A 20,319-nucleotide genomic window follows, 5' to 3' on the forward strand; every position below is an offset into this window, starting at 1 on the left:
GTCAGCCCGCGATCGCCTTGGCCCAGTTCTCGGTCACGGTCTTCTTGGCCGCGTCCGTCTGGTCCTGGGTCGGGAAGGTGGTGAAGGGCTTCTCGACCGTCGGGAGCTTGGCCGCGGCGGCCGCGTCCAGGGTGCCGGCGGCCTTCATGGCGTCGAACAGGGCCGGGGTGGCGTAGCCGCCGAGGAAGCCGTTCTGGCCCTGGGCGCTGTAGAGGTACTCCTCCCACAGGCGCGCGGCGGCCGGGTGCGGGGCGTCCTTGTTGATGGCCTGGTTGTAGTACTGGGCGTAGGAGCCGTCCGCGGGGATGGCCACCTGCCAGTCGATGCCCTTGTCCTTGAACTTCTCGGCGTAGCCGGCGTTCAGGTACGACCAGTCGATCGAGATCGGGGTCTCGCCCTTCTCGATGGTCGCCGGGGTGACCTCGACCGGGTTGAAGTTGCCCGCCTGCTTGACCTTGCCGAAGAAGTCGATGCCGGGCTGGATGTTGTCCAGCGAGCCGCCGTTGGAGAGCGCGGCCGCGTAGACGGCGCCGAAGGCGGCACCGGCCTTGGTCGGGTTGCCGTTCAGGGCGACCATGCCCTTGTAGTCGGGCTTCAGCAGGTCGGCGAAGGTCTTCGGGCAGGCGGACACCTTCTTGGCGTCGCAGCCGATCGACATGTAGCCGCCGTAGTCGTTGTAGCGCAGGCCCGCCGGGTCCTTCATGGTGTCCGGGATCTTGTCGAAGTCGGTCACCTTGTACGGGGCCAGCAGGCCCTGCTTGGCGGCGCTGATCGCGAACGCCGAGCCGAGGTCGACGACGTCGGGGGCGCGGTCCTGGCCCTTGCGGGAGGTGACGGCGTTGATCTCGTCCTGGCTGGAACCGTCCGGGTTCTCGTCCTCGATCTCGATGCCGTACTTGGCCTTGAAGTCGTCCATCAGCTTGCCGTAGTTCGCCCAGTCGCGCGGCAGCGTGATGACGTGCAGCTTGCCCTCCTTCTTGGCGGCGGCGACCAGGCCGTCCATGCCGCCGAAGTCGGCGACCGAGGTGGCGGTCTTGGCGTTCTTGCCGCCCGCGGCGTCGCCGGACTTCGCGGAGGAGCCGGCGGAGCCGCAAGCGGTGAGGGAGAGCGCGGCGGCGGTCAGGACGGCCGCGAAGGCGGCGGTACGGGCGCGGTGCACGGACACGGGTCAGTCTCCTGAGAAGGGGGAACTGCGAGTGGACGTCTCGATCGGGGGATCTGGCGAGTGGCGGTCCGGAGCCGTCCGGGCCCGCGGGCTGTTCGGAGCCGTCCGAGTTGACTAGCCAACTTCGCTGACGGGGGTAAGTACGCCGGAGTCCGGTGACGGGAAGGTGAACGGACGGCCCAGAGCCGGGGTCGGCTGCGGGAACGGTGGAATCCGGCCATCGGAGCGTGATCCGTTCGGTGCGATGCTTCGAAGGCGCAGCGGGATAGGGTCGGGCTGTCCGCGCCCGTACCGCTGCGCAGGACACCGCCCCAGGAGGGACATTGACTGACGTGGCAACTGAGCCCCAGCGGCCCGAGGCCGAGGGCCCGGCGGCCGGAGAGCGCCCCGCCGCGACCGGGGAGCGTGCCTCCGGAGCGCTGTACCGGAAGGTCGCCGCCGATCTGCGCGAGGCCATCACCACCGGTGCGTACGGCGAGGCCGGGCGGCTGCCCGCCGAGGGCTCGCTGGCCGAGCAGTACGGGGTCTCCCGCGGCACCGTCCGCCAGGCCCTCGCCGTGCTGCGCTCCGACGGACTGGTCACCTCCCGCCGCGGAACCCGCCGGGTGGTGCTCGGCGGCGCCCGGGTCCAGAGCTTCTCCGAACTGCTCAGCTTCACGCACTGGGCGTACTCGATGGGCGAGGAGCCCGGCGGCATCCTGGACTCGCTGGTGCGCCGCCCCGCCGACGCCGCCGAACGCGAGCAACTGCGCCTGGAGCCGGGCGCCGAGGTGTACGTGACGGTCCGGCTGCGCACGCTGTCCGGCACGCCGGTCATGGTCGAGCGCACCGTCTACCCGCCGCGGGTCGGCGAGATCGTCGCCGAACTGCCGCCGGACGTCGTCTCGCACACCGAAGTGCTCCGTGAGCACGGCATCCTGTTCACCGACGCCGACCACACCATCGACATCGTCGCCGCCAACGCCGAGGACGCCCGGCTGCTCGGCTGCCGCCGCGGCGGCCCGCTGCTGCGCGAACGGCGCCGCACCACCGACCCGACCGGCACACCGGTGGAGTGGTCCCAGGACCGCTACCTGCCGGGGACGGTGGCGTTCAGCGTGCACAACTCCCTCGCCACCTCGGCGCTCTCCCGGCACGCGCGGGAGATGGAGTGAGGGGTGCCCCCGCGCGGGCCGGCGGCATGCCGCCGCGCTACCGCATGAGGGCGGCGAGCAGCGGGCGGTAGTGGTCGAAGCCGGGGGTCGGCGCGCCGCCCACCTTGGCCTGCTCGTCCCAGCGCCGGACGGCCACCGCGTCGGCCGCGCCCGGGAGTTCGGCGAACGCCTCGGCCTGCCGTTCGGACATCGGACCGCCCTGGACGGTCAGCGTGTACTCGGAGGCCGCGGAGAGCTGCTCCCGGTACCCGGGCTCGACCGCGCACAGGTAGCGCTTGGCCGCCACGTGCAGCCGCACCGGCTCGGTGACCTCCGGGCCGAACCAGCGGGCCAGCCAGTCCGCGCCGGAGTCGCTGTGCCGGTTGTCCCGGCCCTGCATCAGGTCCCGTCCGTGCAGGGCGCCCTGGAAGTGGCCCACGTCGTGCAGCAGGGCGGCGGCGACCAGGTGGTCCGGCGCTCCGGCGGCCTCGGCGGCAGCGGCGGCCTGCAGCATGTGCTCGGCCACGGTGACCTCCTCGCCGAGGTACTCCCCGGCGCCCTCGCCCGCGAACAGCCCGGCGATCGCGTCCAGGGCGGCGGTGCGGTGGTGCAGCACGGCCAGGGTGGAGGACAGCGAGTCCAGGTCGGCGTAGCAGCCCTGGAGGTGCCGGTGGCCGTCCTGCCGGAAGGCCGTACGGGCGTGCAGGAGGCGGGTGTTGTCGAAGACCAGGCAGTCGCCGGGGCCGAGCCGGAAGGTGAGCTGGAGCTCGGGGCGGAGCGTGATCGCGGCGAAGCGGCGGTACGCGGTGTAGAAGGCGTCGCGCTCGGCCGCGCTGCCGCGCAGGGTGCCGATCGAGCGGTTGTTGAACCGGACCTCGCGGATCCGGCCCCGCGGGTCCACGTCGATCAGCGGACGGTCGGCGCGCAGCTCGGTGCGGCGGTCGCGGAAGACGAACGGCACGGGTGTGCGGGCGAGGGTCTCGAAGTCCGCCGGTGACTCCTCGCGCAGCAGCGCCGCCGCCGTGAACCCGTCCACCAGTCCGGAGTCCCCGCCGGTCGCCGAGTTCTCCAGGCAGTGCAGCAGCTGCAGGGTCGGCACCGGGTCGCGGTAGGGGTTGTCGGTGTGCGGGGCGATCGCGACGCTGGTGAAGGCGAGGTTGTTCGGATCCGGCTCGACCCGGACGTCGAACAGCTCCCCGTAGTTGGTGACCCGCACGTACCCGAAGCTCTCCGCGACCCGCAGCACCTGCCGCTCCACGGCCGGCACCCCGCGCAGCGCCGCGAACCCGCTGCGCCGGACGGCGGCGAGGACCGCGGCCTGCTCGGCCGGGTCGGCCAGGTAGGCCTCCCACCGCGCTTCCGGGATGCCGCGCGCGAAGTCCGCCGCCACCCAGAGCCGCTTGCCCTGCTCCGTCCGCCCGTCGCCCTCGTCCTCCTCGGTCAGCCAGGGGAGGGGGTAACGGGAGCGGTGGCCGTCCGACCAGAGCACCTCCAGCCGCCCGTCGATCTCGGTGCTCGCCGCGATCGCCAGGTCCTGCGGCAGGTCGTCGATCTGGAACAGCTTCTGCCCGTTCCGCGGATCCCGGCACTCGGCGCAGGGGCAGTTGTCGCGCAGCCAGTACGGCGGCAGCCCGGTCGGCTCGGTCATGGGGTCTCCTCCTAGGCAGGATTCCGGGGCAAGTTGTATAGCCAACTCTGCCCTCTGCTGGAGCCTGACGGCCGGCGGTGAGATCCCGGTGCCCGGCAGGTGAACGCTGCGCGAACTGTGCGAGGGGTGGTCTCCGGAGCCGGCGGTTGCGACGGGTGGCCCAGGCCTGCTCGGATGTGCCGGTGAATGATCGACTCCCGAGAGCCGTCGCCCTGGCGGCGCTGGCCGCACTGGCCGTCTCCTGCACCGGCAACGCCGCCGCCCCGGTCGCCACCCCGGCCGTCACCTCGGCCGCCGTTCGGACCGCCGCGGACTGGCAGTACCGCCCGCCCCAGGAGTTCGACAGCCTTCCGTCCGTCCCGGACTCCGCCTTCGTGAAGCTCATCCGCAGCGGCGTCGCCAAGGGAGACCTGCCCGCCACCGCCGTGGGCACCAGCTACCTCAGCGCCGACCAGACCCGGCAGATCTCCATCCGCGCGGTGCCGCAGCACAACACCGATCCGGCCGGAGCCCTGGACGTCCTGCTGCGGAAGGAACTCCCCAACGACGACATGCGGACCCACTACGCGGACGCCGACCCCGGCGAGCGCGGCGGCGCGATGCGCTGCGGCTCGATCCGTGACGATGACGGTACGGTGAACGTCCTCTGCTTCTGGAGCGACGGCAGCATGGTGGGCATCTACGGCGAGTACGTCCGGGGCGCGGACCTGGGCATCGACCAGGCCGCCGACCACGCCCGCGCCTTCCGCGGCCTGGCCGAAGTCCCCTCCTGAGCCGTCGGCGACCGCGGCGGGAGGGGGAACCGGTCAGGGCGCCGGGGGATGCGCCGGTGGCGTCGGCGCGCAAGGGGAGCGGCCGGCATCGGCGGCCGCTTCGTCCGTCTGGCTGACGGCGCCGGGGTGCAGCGCGTTTCGGGGCGGGGGAGGCGGCGGGGCTACGGCACTGTCGGGGTGGATTTTTCCCTGACGAGAGGCGGCCGGGCATGGCTCATGCCGATACGAATTCGAGTACGGGAGCCTCGGGGCACACCGGGCTCAAGCGCGAGGTCGGGGTCATCGGGCTGCTGTGGGCCTCGGTCGGGGCGATCATCGGGTCCGGCTGGCTGTTCGGGGCGCAGAAGGCGGCGGTGGCGGCGGGGCCGGCCGCGCTGCTGTCCTGGGGGATCGGCGCGGTGGCGATCATCCTGCTGGCGCTGATCCACGCCGAACTGGGCGGTCTGTTCCCGGTGGCGGGCGGAACGGCGCGGTACCCGCACTACGCGTTCGGCGGGTTCGCGGGGATGTCCTTCGGCTGGTTCACCTGGCTGCAGGCCGCGACCATCGCGCCGATCGAGGTGCAGGCGATGATCAACTACGCCCAGCACTGGTCCTGGGCGGACGGCCTGCTGAACAAGGACCTGACGCTCACCGCCGCCGGCTTCGCGGTCGCGGCCGTGCTGATGGCCGTCTTCGTCGCGATCAACTTCCTCGGCGTCAGGCTCCTGGCGCACACCAACAGCGTGGCCACCGTCTGGAAGGTCGCCGTCCCGATCCTGGCCATCTTCGCCCTCGGGATCACCGAGTTCCACGGCTCCAACTTCACCGTCCACGGCTTCGCGCCGGACGGCGCCAAGGGCGTGCTCGCCGCGATCAGCACCAGCGGGGTGATCTTCGCGCTGCTCGGCTTCGAGCAGGCCATCCAGTGGGCGGGCGAGAGCCGCAACCCCCGGCGGGACATCCCCCGGGCGGTGCTGGGGTCGGTGGTGATCGGCACGATCGTCTACGTGATGCTCCAGGTGGTGTTCATCGGCGCCCTGCCGCCGGAGACCTTCGCCGGGGGGTGGGGCACGCTGACCTACCCCGGCATCAGCGGGCCGTTCGCGGGCCTCGCCACCCTGATCGGCCTCGGCTGGCTGGCCACCATCCTGTTCATCGACGCGATCATCTCCCCGGCCGGCACCGGGCTGGTCTACATCACCTCCAGCTCGCGGGTCACCTACGGCCTGAGCCGCAACGGCTACGCGCCCCAGGCCCTGCAGTACACCGACCGCAACTCGGTGCCCTGGCTCGGCCTGGTCATCGCCTGGGTCGCCGGCGTGATCTGCTTCCTGCCCTTCCCCAGCTGGCAGCGGCTGGTCGGGTTCATCACCTCGGCCGTGGTGCTGATGTACGCGGGCGCTCCGCTGGCCTTCGGGGTGCTGCGCAAGCGGCTGCCCGGGCTGGAGCGGTCCTACCACCTGCCCGGCGGCACGATCATCTCGCCGCTGGCCTTCGCGGTGGCGAGCCTGATCATCTACTGGTCCGGCTGGGACACCCTGTGGCGCCTGGGCCTGGCGATCGTCATCGGGTACGTGCTGCTCGGCGGCTACTCCGCGTACGCGGCGTCCAAGGGGGTGCCGAACGCGCCGCGGATGGACTTCAAGGCCGGGCAGTGGCTGCCGCCGTACCTGGTCGGGATGGGGATCATCTCCTGGCAGGGCAGCTTCGGCGAGGGCTCGCAGGGGAACCTGCCGCTGTGGTGGGACATCGGCGTGGTGGTGGTGTTCTCGCTGGCCGTCTACTACTGGGCGCTGGCGGTCGCGCTGCCGCCGGCCGAGATCGAGCGGAACATCCGCGGGGTCGAGGTGGTGGACGCGGGCGGGCACTGACGCCGGACGCGCGGAGGCGGCCCCGGTGGGCTTCCACCGGGGCCGCCTCCGTGTGCTCAGGCCACGGCGGTCGCCTCCCAGGCGGCCTCGGCGGCGGCCAGGGCCGGCCCGGCCTCGGCGCCGGTGGCCGTCGCGAGGCCGGTGAGGCAGGCCCGGACGGTGTCCAGCGCGGCGGCGGTGCCGTAGTGGTTGACCCGGAGCATCGAGGCGGCCAGCGCGCCGCCGCCCGGCTGGACGGGCAGGGCCGGGTCGAGGCGGGCGGCGAGTTCCGCCGCGTCCAGGCCGGCCGGGGTGCGCAGGGTGGTGGCGACCGGGGCCGCGTGGGCGTCCTCGGTGACGAAGGGGGAGAGGGTGCCGAGCGCGCGGACCCCGGCCCGGGTGGCGGCCGCGGCGGCGCGGTGGCGGGCGATGACGGCGGGCAGGCCGTCGGCGGCGATCCGGTCCAGGCAGGCGCCGAGCGCCAGCATCTCCAACTGGGCCGGGGCGTGCGGGAGGACGGTCCGGCCCGCGTCGGTCCAGCGCTCCTTCCAGTCCAGCAGCGACAGGTAGGAGCGGCGCGGGGCGGCCGGGTTGGCGGCGATCCGCTGCCAGGCGCGTTCGGAGACCGAGACGGCGGAGACCCCGGCCGGGCCGCCCATCGCCTTCTGGCCGCCGATCACGCACAGGTCGACGCCCCACTCGTCGGTGAGCAGCGGCTCGGCCGCGACGGAGGCGACCGCGTCGAGCATCAGCAGGGCGCCGTGCTCGCGGACCACGGCGCCGATCGCGGCGACCGGGTTGGTGTTGCCGGTGGCGGCCTCGGCGTGGACGAGCGAGACGAAGTCGATCGCGGGCTCGGCCCGGAGGGCCTCGGCGACCTGCTCCGCGCTGACCGCGCCGTCGAAGGGGACGGCGAGGTCGACGACGGTCGCACCGCAGGAGCGCAGCCAGGCGCCGAAGGTCTGCCCGTACGGACCGGTGACGATGTTGAGCGCGGTGGAGCCCGGGTGCGCGGCGCCGCGGATCGCGGCCTCCAGGGGGAGGAGCGCCTCGCCCTGGGTGACGATCACGTCGGCCTCGGTGTGCAGCAGCGCGGCCACCCGGTCCTCGATCTTCGCGAACTCGGCGGCGCTGAGCGGGGGGAGGTCGAGGAAGGGGCTCACGGGTGACCTTTCGCGGGACTGGCAGGGGTCGTGGGTGCGGGAACGAGTCTGCCGCATCCTCGCCGCTTCCACGGAACGCCCCCGTCGGTAGAGTGCGGCCATGAGCGATGCTGCGGTGCTGCACGTGCGGGGTCGGGTGCTGGTCGGCCCGGAGGACGTCCGGGACGAACTCTGGGTGGTGGACGGCCGGGTGAGCTTCACCCGCCCGCCGACCGCCGCGGACGTCCGGACGGTGACCGGCTGGGTGCTGCCCGGCCTGGTGGACGCGCACTGCCACGTGGGGCTGGACGCGCACGGCGCCGTGGACGCGGAGACCAGCGAGAAGCAGGCGCTCACCGACCGCGACGCCGGCACCCTGCTGATCCGTGACGCCGGCTCGGCCGCCGACACCCGGTGGATCGACGAGCGCGAGGACCTGCCCCGGATCATCCGGGCCGGCCGGCACATCGCCCGCACCCGCCGCTACATCCGCAACTACGCGCACGAGATCGAGCCCGGCGACCTGGCCGCCTACGTCCGGGCCGAGGCCCGGCGCGGGGACGGCTGGGTGAAGCTGGTCGGCGACTGGATCGACCGCGAGCGCGGCGACCTGGCCGCCTGCTGGCCCGGCGACGCGCTGGCCGAGGCGATCGCGGCGGCGCACGAGGAGGGCGCGCGGGTCACCGCGCACTGCTTCTCCGCCGAGTCGCTGCCGGACCTGCTGGCGGCCGGGATCGACTGCGTCGAGCACGCCACCGGACTGACCGAGGAGCTGGTCCCGGCCTTCGCCGAGCGCGGCGTCGCGATCGTCCCGACCCTGGTCAACATCGCCACCTTCCCGGACCTCGCGGCCGGCGGCGAGGCCAAGTTCCCGGCCTGGTCGGCGCACATGCGACGGCTGCACGAGCGCCGGTACGACACCGTGGGCGCCGCGCACGACGCGGGCATCCCGGTGTTCGTCGGCACCGACGCGGGCGGTTCGCTGGCGCACGGGCTGGTCGCGGACGAGGTGGCGGAGCTGGTGAAGGCGGGGCTGAGCCCGGCCGAGGCGCTCTCGGCGGCGAGCTGGGCGGCGCGGGAGTGGCTGGGGCGGCCGGGCCTGGAGGAGGGCGCGCCGGCGGACTTCGTGGTGTACGGGGAGGACCCGAGGGCGGACGTCCGGGTGCTCGCGGCTCCTCGGCTGGTGGTGCTGCGGGGGCGGCCGGTGGGGTGAGCCGGGCCGCCTCCGGGCCGCCTCCGGGCCGCCTCCGGGCGGCTGCCCGGTGGGTGCTCGCCGGGGCCTCCGGGCCGCCTCCGGACGGCCGTCGCCCGGCCTCCGCAGGGCCCTCGATCACATGATCATCCGCTGAACGCCCTGTCGGTGTAGGCCGATAGGGTGGCGACCATGGCACCGCGTCCACTGAACGAGATCGTCGAGCCCGGCTGGGCCACCGCCCTGGAACCCGTCACCGGACGGGTCGCCGCGATGGGCGACTTCCTGCGCGCCGAACTGGCCGCAGGCCGTACCTACCTGCCCTCCGGCCCGAACGTGCTGCGGGCCTTCCAGCAGCCCTTCGCGGACGTGCGGGTGCTGATCGTCGGGCAGGACCCGTACCCGACCCCCGGGCACGCCGTGGGGCTCAGCTTCTCGGTGGGGCCGGAGGTGCGGCCGATCCCGGCCAGCCTGATCAACATCTTCCAGGAGTACGGCAACGACCTCGGCCTGCCGCAGCCGTCCAACGGGGACCTCACCCCGTGGACGCAGCAGGGCGTGCTGCTGCTCAACCGCGCGCTGACCACCGCGCCGCGCAAGCCGGCCGCCCACCGGGGGAAGGGCTGGGAGGAGGTCACCGAGCAGGCGATCCGGGCGCTGGCGGCGCGCGGCGGGCCGCTGGTGGCGATCCTCTGGGGGCGCGACGCCCGTAACTTGCGGCCGTTGCTCGGGGACATCCCGGCGATCGAGTCGGCGCACCCGAGCCCGTACTCGGCGAACGGCGGTTTCTTCGGCTCGCGGCCGTTCAGCCGGGCCAACGAGCTGCTGGTGCGGCAGGGGGCGCAGCCGGTGGACTGGCGCCTGCCGTAACGGAGTTGCCGCTGTAGCAGAGTCGAGTCAGTGCGGAACGTCAATCTCACTCCAACGAGTGAAATGACGTTCCGTGTTACTCATGTGACGGATTGTTCGAGAAGACTGGCGGCTCATCGTTTCATCTGGATGGGTCCGTCCGGGCTCGTGTGGGGGTACCGCCATGTCTTCTCGCCGAATCGTTTCCGCAGCCGCCGTCGTGGTGGTGAGCACCGCGCTCACCGCCGGGCCCGTCCAGGCGGCTCCGGCCGCGCCCGCGCCCTCGGCCGCGTCGGCGCCGGCCTCCGCGCCGGGCAAGGCGCGGGCGGTCACCGCCGAACTCGCCCTGGACGTCAAGCTGCTGAACAACGCGGTGGACGTCCCGGTGAACATCGCGCTGAACAAGGTGGAGTCGCCCGCGCAGCGGGACGGTTCGGTGCTCACCGCCAAGGTGGACGGCGTCGACCAGCAGGGCCCGGTCGAGCTGGTCAAGGCGGACGTCGGCAAGTCCGTGACCCGCGTCGACGCCCAGGGCGCCGCCGCCTCCGTCAAGCTGGTCAACGCCGATGTGCACGCCCCCGGCCTGCCCGCGACCGCGCTGCTCGGCCTGGAGGCGATGAGCGCCGAGGTGACCTGCCCGGTGGACGGCCCGCCGACCGCCAACGTGGTGGCGCCCGCCAAGCTGACCGTGCTCGGCAAGCCGGTCACCGTCGGCCTGTACGGGCCGACCAAGGTCGACGTGCCGCTGATCGGCAGCGTGTCGGTGGAGTTCTCCAAGAAGACCACGACCACGACCACCGCCGCCGCCTCGGCCCTGGAGGTGCAGGTGGAGGTGAACCCGCTGAACCTGAACGTCGCCAAGGTCAGCGGCAAGGTCACCGTCGCCTCGGTGGGCTGCGAGAAGCCCGCCGGGCCGTCGGCCACCCCGTCCGTCCCGGCCACGGCGCCCACCACCGCGCCGCCCGCCGCCCAGCCGGTGGCAGACACCACCACCTCGCGCGCCGCCGCGCCGCGGGCGGGGACGGAGCGGAGCGCGCAGCCGGAGCGGCTGGCCACCACCGGCGGCAGCGGTGCCACCGGCCCGCTGGCCGCCGGCGCCGCCGCCCTGGTCGCGGGCGGGGCCGTCGCGCTGTGGGCCACCCGGCGCCGCCGGGCCGCGCACGCCCGTCGGCACTGACCGCCGACGCCGGCCGTCGGTGCCGACCGTCGGCGGCGTCGGCCGTCGGCACCGATCCCGCGGCCCGGCCGTGGCACGCGACGCTGCGGGAGTGCCACTCCCGGCACTCCCGCACCGTGACCGTGCCGACGCGGACGGTTGGTTCACATGCGCGTTACATGAGAGGAACAACCGGGAAACGGCGGCTTGCGACGCTACGCGGGCACCCACCACCCAGCAATGCGAGGGACACGCCGTGGCAATCAAGGCCGAGTACATCTGGATCGACGGCACCAAGCCGACCGCGAAGCTCCGTTCCAAGACTCGCGTCCTGCCGAACGCCGACAAGATCCCGACCTGGGGCTTCGACGGTTCCTCGACCAACCAGGCCGAGGGCCACGCCTCGGACCGCGTGCTGGAGCCGGTGAAGGTCGTCAAGGACCCGATCCGCGGCGGCGACCACATCCTGGTCCTCTGCGAGGTCCTGGAGACGGACGGCACCCCGCACGAGTCCAACACCCGCGCCCTGCTGCGTGAGGTCGACGAGAAGTACGCCGCGCAGGAGTCGATCTTCGGCATCGAGCAGGAGTACACCTTCTTCAAGGGCTCCCGCCCGCTCGGCTTCCCGGAGGGCGGCTACCCGGCCCCGCAGGGCGGCTACTACTGCGGCGTCGGCGCCGAGGAGGTCTTCGGCCGCGAGATCGTCGAGCTGCACCTGGACCGCTGCCTCGACGCCGGCCTGGCCATCTGCGGCATCAACGCCGAGGTCATGCCCGGCCAGTGGGAGTTCCAGATCGGCCCGGTCGACGCGCTGACCGTCTCGGACGACCTGTGGATCGCCCGCTACCTGCTCTACCGCACCGCCGAGGAGTTCGGCATCGACGCCACCCTGGACGCCAAGCCGGCCCGGGGCGACTGGAACGGCGCGGGTGCCCACACCAACTTCTCCACCAAGGCGATGCGTGAGGGCTACGACGCCATCATCACCGCCTGCGAGTCGCTCGGCGCCTCCCAGGAGAAGGTCCTGGAGCACGTCAACCAGTACGGTGACGACATCCAGTCCCGCCTGACCGGCAAGCACGAGACCGCCCCGTGGAACGTCTACAGCTACGGCGTCTCCAACCGCGGCGCGTCCGTGCGCATCCCGTGGCAGGTCGAGGTGGAGCAGAAGGGCTACATCGAGGACCGCCGCCCGAACGCGAACGTCGACCCCTACGTCGTCACCCGCCTGCTGATCAACACCTGCTGCGAGGCCCTGGAGAAGGCCGGCCAGGTCTGATCCACCTCCCTCCCGGTGCGTGCAACGCCCGTGGGCCCCTCCCCCCGCCGGGGAGGGGCCCACGGGCGTTGCGGCGTCGGAGCCCCGGCCGGTGGCGCGGTCCGCAATTCGCTGGTCAACGTCCCCCGCCGGCCCGAGAATTCAGGGCATGACCCAGCAGCCCCTGCTCCTCCTCGACGTGGACGGACCGCTCAACCCCTATGCCGCGCCGAAGCGGCGCCCGGACGGCTACGGCACCTACCGCCTGTCGCCCACCTGGTGGGTCGCGAAGCAGGAGCGGCTGGCGGCGGCGCAGGCCAGGTCGGCCACCCGGGCCAGGCACGCCAAGCGCCCGGTCGGCCGGGTCAAGCCGCTGCGGGTGCGGCTGAACCCGGCGCACGGGCCGGAGTTGCTGGCCCTCCCGTACGAACTCGTCTGGGCCACCGGGTGGATGGGCGAGGCGAACACCCACATCGGCCCGAACATCGGACTCCCCGAACTCCCGTACATCCGGTGGACGGAGATGTTCGGGGAGGATCCGGACGGGCTGCACTGGAAGACCCGGGACGTGGTCGCCTGGGCGGACGGGCGGCCGTTCGTCTGGGTGGACGACGAGCTCGGCCCGCAGGACGCCGAGTGGATCGGGGCGAACCACCCCGGGCCGGCGCTCACCCTGCACGTCAACCCCCGCACAGGCCTGCTGGCCGACGACTTCGCGACCCTGCGGGAATGGGCGGCCGCCGCATGACCGGAAAGCCCCTGCTCCTGCTCGACGTGGACGGACCGCTCAACCCCTTCGCCGCGCCCGGCACCCGCCGTCCGGAGGGCTACCGGACCCACCGGATGCTCCCCGAGGGGTGGGTGGCCCGCCACGCGCCCACGCCGCGCCACCGGGTGAAGCCGCTGCGGGTGTGGCTGAACCCCGCGCACGGTCCGGAACTGCTCTCGCTGCCATACGAGTTGGTGTGGGCGACCACCTGGATGGAGGAGGCGAACACCTTCATCGCACCGAACATCGGACTGCCCGAACTCCCCTACATCCGCTGGACGGAGGTGTTCGGGACGGATCCGGACGGGCTGCACTGGAAGACCCGGGACGTGGTCGCCTGGGCGGACGGGCGGCCGTTCGTCTGGGTGGACGACGAGCTCGGCCCGCAGGACGCCGCGTGGATCGAGGCGAACCATCCGGGGCCCGCCGTGGCGCTCTGGGTCGACCCCCGGTACGGGCTGCGGGACCTGCACTTCGACGCCCTCCGGGAGTGGGCGGAGGAGGAGCGGTGACCGCCTCCCCCGACGGCACCGCCGCCGGCGCTCCCGGCGTCCCCGGCGCCCCCGTCGGCACCGTCGAGCGGCTGCGGCGCTATCCGGTGAAGTCCCTGCTGGGGGAGGAGCTGGACGGGGCCGAGGTGACCGGGCGCGGCCTGGCCGGGGACCGGGAGCGGGCCCTGCTCGACCTGGCCGGCGGCCGGGTGGCCAGTGCCAAGAACCCCCGGCTCTGGTCCGGCCTGCTCGGCTACGCGGCGGCCGTCACGGCGGACGGCGGGGTGGCGGTCACCGGACCGGACGGGCGCGACGTGGACGAGGCGGAGCTGTCCGAGGCGCTCGGCCGCGAGGTCGCGCTGATAGCCGAGCGCCCGCCCGGCGCGACGATCGAGCGGGCCGTGCCGGAGGAAGTGCTGGCCCACGGCATAGCGGCCGAAGTCGGCCTCACGACCAGTGAGTTGGGTCGCGAAGCGCCGCACGGGGGATTCTTCGACTACGCGCCGCTGCACCTGATCACCACCGCGACCCTGGACGCCACCGGCTCGGAGGCCGAGCGCTACCGGCCGAACCTGGTGATCCGCACCGAGGGCGAGGGATTCATCGAGAACGCCTGGGCGGGGCGGGAGTTGGCCATCGGGCCGACGCTGCGCCTGCACGTCCTGGTGCCCACCCCGCGCTGCGCCGTCCCCACCCTGCGGCACGGCCCGCTGCCCCGGCGCACGGAGGCCCTGCGCATCCCGGCCGAGCGGAACCGGGTGGTCCCGCTGGCCGGCCTGCCGGCGCTGCCCTGCGCGGGGGTGTACGCGCGGGTGGTGGTGCCGGGGCGGATCCGGACGGGTGACGCGGTGACGATCTCAGACTGAACCGAGCACCGCCTCCAGGGCGTTGAGGAAGCGGTCGGTGGTCTCCTCGTCCCGGACGGCGATCCGCAGCCACTCCTCGCCCAGCCCCGGGAAGGTGTCCCCGCGCCGGACGGCGAAGCCGCGCTCGCGCAGCCGCTCGCGGACGGCCGCCGCGCCCGGCAGCCGGACCAGCACGAAGGAGGCGGCCGGCTCGCCGTACAGCCGTACCGTCGGGAAGGCGGCCAGGCCCTTCACCAAGTGTTCGCGCCAGAGCGCGAGTTCGGCGGCCGCGCGGTCCGCCTCGGCGAGCGCCGCGGGGCCGCTGCAGGCCTCGGCGGCGGCCAGCGCCGGAGTGGAGACCGGCCAGAGCGGCTGGGCGGCGCCGAGCTCGGAGATCAGCGGCGCGGGGCCCAGGACGTAGCCGATCCGCAGGCCGGCCAGCCCCCAGGTCTTGGTGAGGCTGCGCAGGACGACCACCCGGCCGGGCAGGTCCCGTACGGAGGCGAGCGACTCCCGCTCGCCCGGCACGGTGTCCATGAACGCCTCGTCCACCACCAGGGTGCGCCCCGGGCGGGCCAGTGCGGCCACGGCCTCGGCGGGGTGCAGGACGGAGGTCGGATTGGTCGGGTTGCCGAGGACGACCAGGTCCGCCTCCTCGGGGACGGTGCCCAGTCGGAACCCGTCCCCGGGGGAGAGCAGCACCCGGTGCACCCGGTGCCCGGCGTCCCGGAGCGCCGCCTCCGGCTCGGTGAACTGAGGGTGCACCACCGTGATGTGACGAGCCGTCACCACGCGCGCCAGCAGGACGAAAGCCTCCGCGGCACCCGAGGTGAGCAGCACCTCCTCGACCGGGCGGGCGTGCCGGGCGGCGACCGCGGCGCGGGCGGTGCGCTGGTCGGGGTAGGCGGCGAGGTCGCCGAGGGTGGCGGCGAGGCGCTCGCGCAGCCAGGTCGGGGGCGTGCCGGTGCGGACGTTGACGGCGAGGTCGACCAGGCCGAGCCCGTCGGCGCGGACCTCGGCGTCGCCGTGGTGGCGCAGGTCGGGTTCGGGGGCGGTCACGCGGGGTCTCCTCGGTGGTGGGTGGGGGCGGTGGGAGGCGTGGTGCGGTGGAGCCGGGACGGGCCGGGCGGTACGGCGGGCCCGGCGCCGGCGCTGTCGCCGGCATTGGTGTCGCGGTCGTTGTCGCCGACGGTGACCAGTGCGACGTCGTGCCCGTGGGCGGCCAGGTGTGCGGCGGCTCCGGCGGGGTCGAGCGGTGCTCCGGTGCCGTCCGTCGCGGTGCCGGGGGCGGGCGTCGCGGCGTCGGGGCGGTCCGGCGCCGGGACGGTCGGGACGTCCACCGCGATCCGGCGGGTGGTGGGCCGGAGCGGTCCGGCCAGGGCCTCGGCGGCCTCGACCGCCTCGGGCGTGCCCACGACGGCCGAGGCCGCGCGCAGGACGGCTCGTAGCGCGGCCGGTTCGGCCGGTTCCGTCGGTCCGGTCGGTCCGGTCGGCGGTTCGGCCGGCGCGCGCCGCACGAGCCGGCCGGGCCCGGCGGAGCCGAGGTCGACCAGCGTGAGCCGCCCCGGCAGCGCCGCCCGCGCGATCGCCACCGTCGCCCTCGCCGACGTCCGCTTGGCGACGACGAGCCGACCGCCCGGCGCGCTCGCCAGCGCCGCCGCCTCGGCGACGCTCGCCGTGCCGACGGCCGTCCCGACCCGTGTGGACGGGTTCGGCACCGGGACGCCCGCCAGGGACTCCGCGGGGTGCTCGTCCACCGGCACCCCGCCGAGGCAGAACGCGGCCCAGCGCACCGCCGGGTGGTCCGCCTTGCCGGTCACCGTGGCCAGCCGGGCCACCGCGGCGCGGGGCAGGCCGGCCTGGTCGAGCGCGGCCGTCAGCAGCCGCATCGCCTCGGTCTCCCCGGCAGCGCTGCCGGCGCCGATCCCGACGACGAGGGTGCGCGGGAGGACCAGCAGGTCGCCCTCGCCCGGGGCCTCCCGGTCGGTGATCCGCAGGACCGGCGCCTCCCCGGGCGGGCCGGTCGGCACGGTCGGGACGTGGCCCGCTGCCTTGCCCGGTGCCCGGTCCGGCCGGTGGCCGGTGGGGACGGGCGTGACGCCGAGGGCGGCCGCCACCTCGACGGACAGCTCCTCGGCGGCGTCGCCCCCGGCCATCGGGACCACCCAGCGCCGCCCCGGGTCCACGCAGACCAGGGCGGTGTCGCGCGGCAGGTCGACGAGGCCGCCGGTCAGCAGGGAGACGACGGCCGGCAGCGGGGCGATCGCCACCACGTGCCGGTAGCGGCGGAGGGCGACGTGCAGGACGTCGGGCGGCTGGGAGCAGGTGCCGCGCGAGGCTCGGTGGACGTGGCTGCCCTCCGGCCAGCGGGCGTGCAACTCGTCGGCGAGCGGACGGCCCGGCCCGTCGACGGCGACCAGTCCGATCACGTACCGCACTCCTTGCCGTCCCCGGCCCGCCCTCCGGGAGCGGGCCCCCGCGATCCCACCACGGGCGGCCGGAGGGGGTCAATCGCGCCGCGTGTGACGTCCGCCGCGGGGAGTGCGCGGACCGCGGTGGCGTCCGTCCACGAACCGGACGGTCGGCGCGCGGCAGCTGTTCGTCTGTTCTTCACTTGTCTTGTGCGGTACACGACACCGCGGCGATCCTACTGTTTTCGGCGCTCCCGCCCCGGCAGCCCCGACCTCCGGAGGACCCCATGGCCACCACCCGATCGCGCACCCCCGGCGACCCCGCCACCCCCGACCCCGCCACCCCCGCCCCCGCCCCCGCCCGTCGCCGCGGGCGCCGCCCGCTGACCGCCCTCGCCGCCGGCCTCGGCATGGTGGCCGGTTCGCTCGGCCTGTGGGCCGCGGGCGGCAGCGCGTCCGCCGACACCGCCGCGGGCCTGCCCTCGCCGGACCACGTGGTCGTCGTCGTCCTGGAGAACCACGCCTACTCGCAGGTCGTCGGCAGCTCCAAGGCCCCGTACGTCAACGGCACCCTGGCGGCCGGCGGTGCCCGGCTGACCCAGTCCTACGGGCTCACCCACCCGAGCCAGCCCAACTACTACATGCTGTTCTCCGGCAGCTCGCAGGGCATCGTCGACGACAACTGCGTGGACGTCGGCGCGCTGCAGGAGCCCAACCTGGCCTCCGAACTGCTCGCCTCCGGCCAGACCTGGGCCAGCTACAACGAGGGCCTGCCCGGCCCGGGTGCCACCGACTGCCGCGTCGACGACTACGCGCAGAAGCACAACCCGTGGTTCGGCTTCGGCAACGTGCCCACCGACACCGCCTACGGCATGGACGCGTTCCCGAGCGACTACAGCACCCTGCCCAAGGTCTCCTTCGTCGTCCCGGACCTCTGCGACGACATGCACGACTGCTCCGTCGGCACCGGCGACTCCTGGCTGCGGGACCACCTCGACGGGTACGCGCAGTGGGCGAAGAGCCACAACAGCCTGCTCGTCGTCACCTTCGACGAGGACAACAGACTGTCCGGCAACCGCATCCCGACCCTGGTCTACGGCGCCCACGTCGCCCCGGGCAGCAGCACCGCCACCCGGTACAACCACTACGACGTGCTGCACACCCTGGAGGACCTGGCCGGGGTCCAGGCCCACGCGGGCAACTCGGCGAACGCCACCGACATCACCGGCATCTGGAACTGACGCCCGTGTACGTCGCGGACTCCCGCAGCTCCACGGCGCCCGTCGCACCGGCCACCGGCCCGGTGCGACGGGGCGCCGTCCCCGGGACGGTGCTCGCCCTCGGCGCCGTCAGCATGGTCACCGACATCTCCTCCGAGATGGTCACCGCCGTCCTGCCCCTCTACCTGCTCACCGGGCTCGGCCTGTCCCCGCTCGGCTTCGGCCTGCTGGACGGCGTCCAGAACGGCTTCAGCGCCCTCGTCCGCCTGGCCGGAGGCCACCTCGCCGACCGGCGCGGCCGCGACGGCGCCACCCGGCACAAGGCCGTCGCCACCGTCGGGTACGGACTGTCCGCGCTCTGCCGGCCCCTGCTGCTGCTCGTCCACACCGTGCCGCTGATCGGTGCGGTGATCGCCGTCGACCGCACCGGCAAGGGCCTGCGCACCGCGCCCCGCGACGCGATGATCTCGCTCGCCACCGAACCCGCCCACCGCGGACGGGCGTTCGGCGTGCACCGGGCGATGGACACGGCCGGCGCCCTGCTCGGCCCGCTCACCGCCTTCCTGGTGCTGCGCCTGGCCGGCGGCCCGCTGCTCGCCGACGGCGGCGAACGGCACGGCTACGACGCGGTGTTCACGGTCAGCGCGTGCGTCGCCGCGCTGGGCGTGCTGATCCTGCTGCTGTTCGTGCCCAGCCGGCAGGAGGGTGACGACCCGTCAACCTCCGCCCCCACACTGCGGGACGGTCTCACCCTGCTGCGCCTGCCCGGTCTGCGCCGACTGACGCTCTGCGCCGTCCTGCTCGGGCTCACCACCGTCAGCGACTCCTTCCTCTACCTGCTCGTCCAGCGCCGGCTCGGCCTGTCCGTCAGCCTCTTCCCGCTGCTGCCGCTGGGCACCGCGGCCGCCTTCCTGCTGCTCGCCGTCCCGCTCGGCGCGCTCGCCGACCGGATCGGCCGCCACCGGCTCTTCCTCGCCGGGCACGGGGTGCTGCTGCTCGCGTACGGGGTGCTGCTGTCGCCGCTGCGCGGGCTGCCGGCGGCGATCTGCGTACTGGTGCTGCACGGCGCGTTCTACGCGGCCACCGACGGCGTGCTCGCCGCCGCGGCGGCGGACGCCGTCCCCGCCGAGCAGCGCGGCGCCGGACTCGCCCTGGTCGGAACCGGGCAGGCGCTGGCCCGGTTCACCTGCTCGCTGCTGTTCGGCGCGCTGTGGGGCGCGATCGGCGGCCCGTCGGCGCTGGGCTGGTCGACGGGGGCGCTGGCGCTGTGCGTGGTCGGCGCGGCGGCGGTGCTGCGCCCGTCCGGGCCGGCCGCAGGACCCGAGGGGCCGACCGCCGGACCCGGTACCACCGCCGCTGAGGAGCGTTCGTGAACCTGCAGAACCGGACCAGAGTGATCGTGCTGCTGGTCGCCGTCGTCCTGCTCGGCGCGGTCGGCACCGGAGCCGTCCTGTACGCGGCCGACCGCACCGCCCGCCGGGACCGGGTCCAGCCCGGCGGACCGTCCGTCGTCTCCGGCCCGGTGTCGCTCGGAGCCCCGGGGGGCGGACGGCAGCTGCTGTTCCGCAACATGGCCTGGGGGCCGCACCGGGACGAGATCACCGCCGTCCCGGCCGACCGCCCCGACGGGCCGCGCACCGCCTCCGGCGTCCAGTGCCTGCGCTTCCACGCCGCCGCCGGCACCGGGATCTGCCTGCAGGCCCAGCACGGGGCACTGGAGGACACCTACCGGGCCGTCGTCCTCGACGACCACCTGCGCGAACGGCGCTCCTTCCCGGCCGCCGGCATCCCCACCCGCTCCCGGGTCTCGCCGTCCGGGCACCTCGCCGCCTGGACCGTCTTCGTCAGCGGCGACTCGTACGCGGGCAGCGACTTCTCCACCCGCACCTCGATCGTGGACGTCCGGGACTGGAACCTGCGGGAGAACCTGGAGGACTTCGCGATCATCCTGGACGGCCACCCGTACCAGGCGCACGACACCAACGTCTGGGGCGTCACCTTCGCCGACGACAACACCTTCTACGCCACCGTCGCCAGTGCCGGGCAGACCCACCTCGTCCGCGGCGACCTCGCCGCCCGCACCCTCACCGGGCTGCACGACAACGTCGAATGCCCCTCGCTCTCGCCGGACGGCACCCGGGTCGCCTACAAGAAGCGCGTCCCCGGCCTCCCCGAGGACGCCCCCTGGCGGCTGTACGTCCTCGACCTGGCCACCATGACCGAGACCGCCACGGCCGAACAGCGCAACATCGACGACCAGGCCCTCTGGTCCGGCGACGGCACCCTGGTCTACGCCCTGCCCGGTGACTACGGCGCCGACCTGTGGACCGTCCCGGCGGACGGCTCCGGCAGCCCGCAGGCGGTCACCAGGGCCGCCGTGGCCCCCGCCTACCCGGGCTGAGGAACTCTCGGCTACGGTCCCACGTCGAGCACAC

18 protein-coding genes are annotated in these 20,319 nt (G+C 74.2%); 13 read left to right on the plus strand and 5 right to left on the minus strand.

Annotated features, from left to right (window positions below; all coding sequences use genetic code 11):
• Position 1: 1 nt before the first annotated feature.
• Positions 2-1,165 carry an ABC transporter substrate-binding protein gene (locus ACIRD3_RS21085; protein WP_402218696.1) on the minus strand — a complete coding sequence of 388 codons (1,164 nt, stop codon included), beginning with the start codon at positions 1,163-1,165 and terminating at the stop codon, positions 2-4.
• A 419-nt stretch (positions 1,166-1,584) separates the two neighbouring features.
• On the opposite strand from ACIRD3_RS21085, the gene ACIRD3_RS21090 reads away from it, so the two are divergent.
• Positions 1,585-2,319, plus strand: coding sequence for a GntR family transcriptional regulator (locus ACIRD3_RS21090; protein ID WP_402218862.1), 735 nt, complete (start codon positions 1,585-1,587; stop codon positions 2,317-2,319).
• Positions 2,320-2,356: 37 nt separating this feature from the next.
• Here ACIRD3_RS21090 and ACIRD3_RS21095 read toward each other — a convergent pair whose 3' ends face one another.
• Positions 2,357-3,946, minus strand: coding sequence for a phosphonate degradation HD-domain oxygenase (locus ACIRD3_RS21095; protein ID WP_402218698.1), 1,590 nt, complete (start codon positions 3,944-3,946; stop codon positions 2,357-2,359).
• 182 nt (positions 3,947-4,128) lie between these two features.
• On the opposite strand from ACIRD3_RS21095, the gene ACIRD3_RS21100 reads away from it, so the two are divergent.
• Complete coding sequence (locus ACIRD3_RS21100; RefSeq protein WP_402218700.1) at positions 4,129-4,719, plus strand: hypothetical protein; 591 nt, start codon at positions 4,129-4,131, stop codon at positions 4,717-4,719.
• A gap of 209 nt (positions 4,720-4,928) precedes the next feature.
• Positions 4,929-6,572 (plus strand): APC family permease, encoded by a 1,644-nt coding sequence (locus ACIRD3_RS21105; RefSeq protein WP_402218703.1) that lies wholly within the window; start codon positions 4,929-4,931, stop codon positions 6,570-6,572.
• Positions 6,573-6,628: 56 nt separating this feature from the next.
• Here the strand turns inward: ACIRD3_RS21105 and ACIRD3_RS21110 are convergent, their stop codons facing one another.
• The gene (locus tag ACIRD3_RS21110; RefSeq protein WP_402218706.1) at positions 6,629-7,771 is read right to left on the minus strand and encodes a pyridoxal-phosphate-dependent aminotransferase family protein; all 1,143 of its coding nucleotides are present in this window, start codon (positions 7,769-7,771) and stop codon (positions 6,629-6,631) included.
• A gap of 43 nt (positions 7,772-7,814) precedes the next feature.
• Here ACIRD3_RS21110 and ACIRD3_RS21115 point away from each other — a divergent pair, with 43 nt between their 5' ends.
• From ACIRD3_RS21115 to ACIRD3_RS21145, 7 genes are all read left to right on the plus strand, one after another.
• Positions 7,815-8,906, plus strand: a complete 1,092-nt coding sequence (locus tag ACIRD3_RS21115; RefSeq protein WP_402218709.1) for an amidohydrolase family protein — start codon at positions 7,815-7,817, stop codon at positions 8,904-8,906.
• A gap of 171 nt (positions 8,907-9,077) precedes the next feature.
• Positions 9,078-9,755, plus strand: coding sequence for a uracil-DNA glycosylase (locus ACIRD3_RS21120; protein ID WP_402218711.1), 678 nt, complete (start codon positions 9,078-9,080; stop codon positions 9,753-9,755).
• 163 nt (positions 9,756-9,918) lie between these two features.
• On the plus strand, positions 9,919-10,911 hold the full coding sequence (locus ACIRD3_RS21125) for an SCO1860 family LAETG-anchored protein (RefSeq protein ID WP_402218714.1): 993 nt from the start codon (positions 9,919-9,921) through the stop codon (positions 10,909-10,911).
• 235 nt (positions 10,912-11,146) lie between these two features.
• Positions 11,147-12,169, plus strand: a complete 1,023-nt coding sequence (gene glnII, locus ACIRD3_RS21130) for a glutamine synthetase (protein WP_270143183.1) — start codon at positions 11,147-11,149, stop codon at positions 12,167-12,169.
• Between the two features lie 148 nt (positions 12,170-12,317).
• Entirely contained in the window at positions 12,318-12,896 is a 579-nt protein-coding gene (locus tag ACIRD3_RS21135) for a hypothetical protein (RefSeq protein WP_402218716.1), read from the plus strand.
• Positions 12,893-13,429, plus strand: coding sequence for a hypothetical protein (locus ACIRD3_RS21140; protein ID WP_402218718.1), 537 nt, complete (start codon positions 12,893-12,895; stop codon positions 13,427-13,429). Before ACIRD3_RS21135 ends, ACIRD3_RS21140 begins: the two co-directional genes overlap by 4 nt.
• A complete protein-coding gene (locus tag ACIRD3_RS21145) occupies positions 13,426-14,274 on the plus strand; it encodes an MOSC domain-containing protein (protein ID WP_402218720.1) in 849 nt (282 codons plus the stop codon). Before ACIRD3_RS21140 ends, ACIRD3_RS21145 begins: the two co-directional genes overlap by 4 nt.
• Here ACIRD3_RS21145 and cobC read toward each other — a convergent pair.
• Both cobC and ACIRD3_RS21155 read right to left on the minus strand, forming a co-directional pair.
• A complete protein-coding gene (gene cobC, locus ACIRD3_RS21150) occupies positions 14,266-15,312 on the minus strand; it encodes an Rv2231c family pyridoxal phosphate-dependent protein CobC (protein ID WP_402218723.1) in 1,047 nt (348 codons plus the stop codon). The two genes, ACIRD3_RS21145 and cobC, sit on opposite strands and share 9 nt — an antisense overlap.
• Positions 15,309-16,682, minus strand: a complete 1,374-nt coding sequence (locus ACIRD3_RS21155; RefSeq protein WP_402218726.1) for a cobalamin biosynthesis protein — start codon at positions 16,680-16,682, stop codon at positions 15,309-15,311. The genes cobC and ACIRD3_RS21155 overlap by 4 nt, the downstream gene beginning before the upstream one ends.
• A gap of 392 nt (positions 16,683-17,074) precedes the next feature.
• Between ACIRD3_RS21155 and ACIRD3_RS21160 the strand changes: the two genes are divergently transcribed.
• The 3 genes from ACIRD3_RS21160 to ACIRD3_RS21170 are packed head-to-tail and all read left to right on the plus strand — an operon-like array spanning position 17,075 to position 20,285.
• Complete coding sequence (locus tag ACIRD3_RS21160; protein WP_402218865.1) at positions 17,075-17,905, plus strand: alkaline phosphatase family protein; 831 nt, start codon at positions 17,075-17,077, stop codon at positions 17,903-17,905.
• Between the two features lie 5 nt (positions 17,906-17,910).
• Positions 17,911-19,257, plus strand: a complete 1,347-nt coding sequence (locus ACIRD3_RS21165) for an MFS transporter (RefSeq protein ID WP_402218728.1) — start codon at positions 17,911-17,913, stop codon at positions 19,255-19,257.
• Positions 19,258-19,259: 2 nt separating this feature from the next.
• Positions 19,260-20,285, plus strand: a complete 1,026-nt coding sequence (locus tag ACIRD3_RS21170; RefSeq protein WP_402218867.1) for a TolB family protein — start codon at positions 19,260-19,262, stop codon at positions 20,283-20,285.
• The last annotated feature ends 34 nt before the right edge of the window (positions 20,286-20,319 follow it).

The organism is Kitasatospora sp. NPDC093550 (genome assembly GCF_044764985.1).
Lineage (GTDB): Bacteria > Actinomycetota > Actinomycetes > Streptomycetales > Streptomycetaceae > Kitasatospora.

Excerpts from the sequence above, each read along its gene's own strand:
- ACIRD3_RS21110 (WP_402218706.1), bottom strand. The coding sequence starts at position 7,771 with ATGCGGCAGACTCGTTCCCGCACCCACGACCCCTGCCAGTCCCGCGAA.
- ACIRD3_RS21105 (WP_402218703.1), top strand. The coding sequence starts at position 4,929 with ATGGCTCATGCCGATACGAATTCGAGTACGGGAGCCTCGGGGCACACC.
- ACIRD3_RS21160 (WP_402218865.1), top strand. The coding sequence starts at position 17,075 with ATGGTGGCCGGTTCGCTCGGCCTGTGGGCCGCGGGCGGCAGCGCGTCC.
- ACIRD3_RS21140 (WP_402218718.1), top strand. The coding sequence starts at position 12,893 with ATGACCGGAAAGCCCCTGCTCCTGCTCGACGTGGACGGACCGCTCAAC.
- ACIRD3_RS21120 (WP_402218711.1), top strand. The coding sequence starts at position 9,078 with ATGGCACCGCGTCCACTGAACGAGATCGTCGAGCCCGGCTGGGCCACC.
- ACIRD3_RS21125 (WP_402218714.1), top strand. The coding sequence starts at position 9,919 with ATGTCTTCTCGCCGAATCGTTTCCGCAGCCGCCGTCGTGGTGGTGAGC.
- ACIRD3_RS21095 (WP_402218698.1), bottom strand. The coding sequence starts at position 3,946 with ATGACCGAGCCGACCGGGCTGCCGCCGTACTGGCTGCGCGACAACTGC.
- ACIRD3_RS21115 (WP_402218709.1), top strand. The coding sequence starts at position 7,815 with ATGAGCGATGCTGCGGTGCTGCACGTGCGGGGTCGGGTGCTGGTCGGC.
- ACIRD3_RS21135 (WP_402218716.1), top strand. The coding sequence starts at position 12,318 with ATGACCCAGCAGCCCCTGCTCCTCCTCGACGTGGACGGACCGCTCAAC.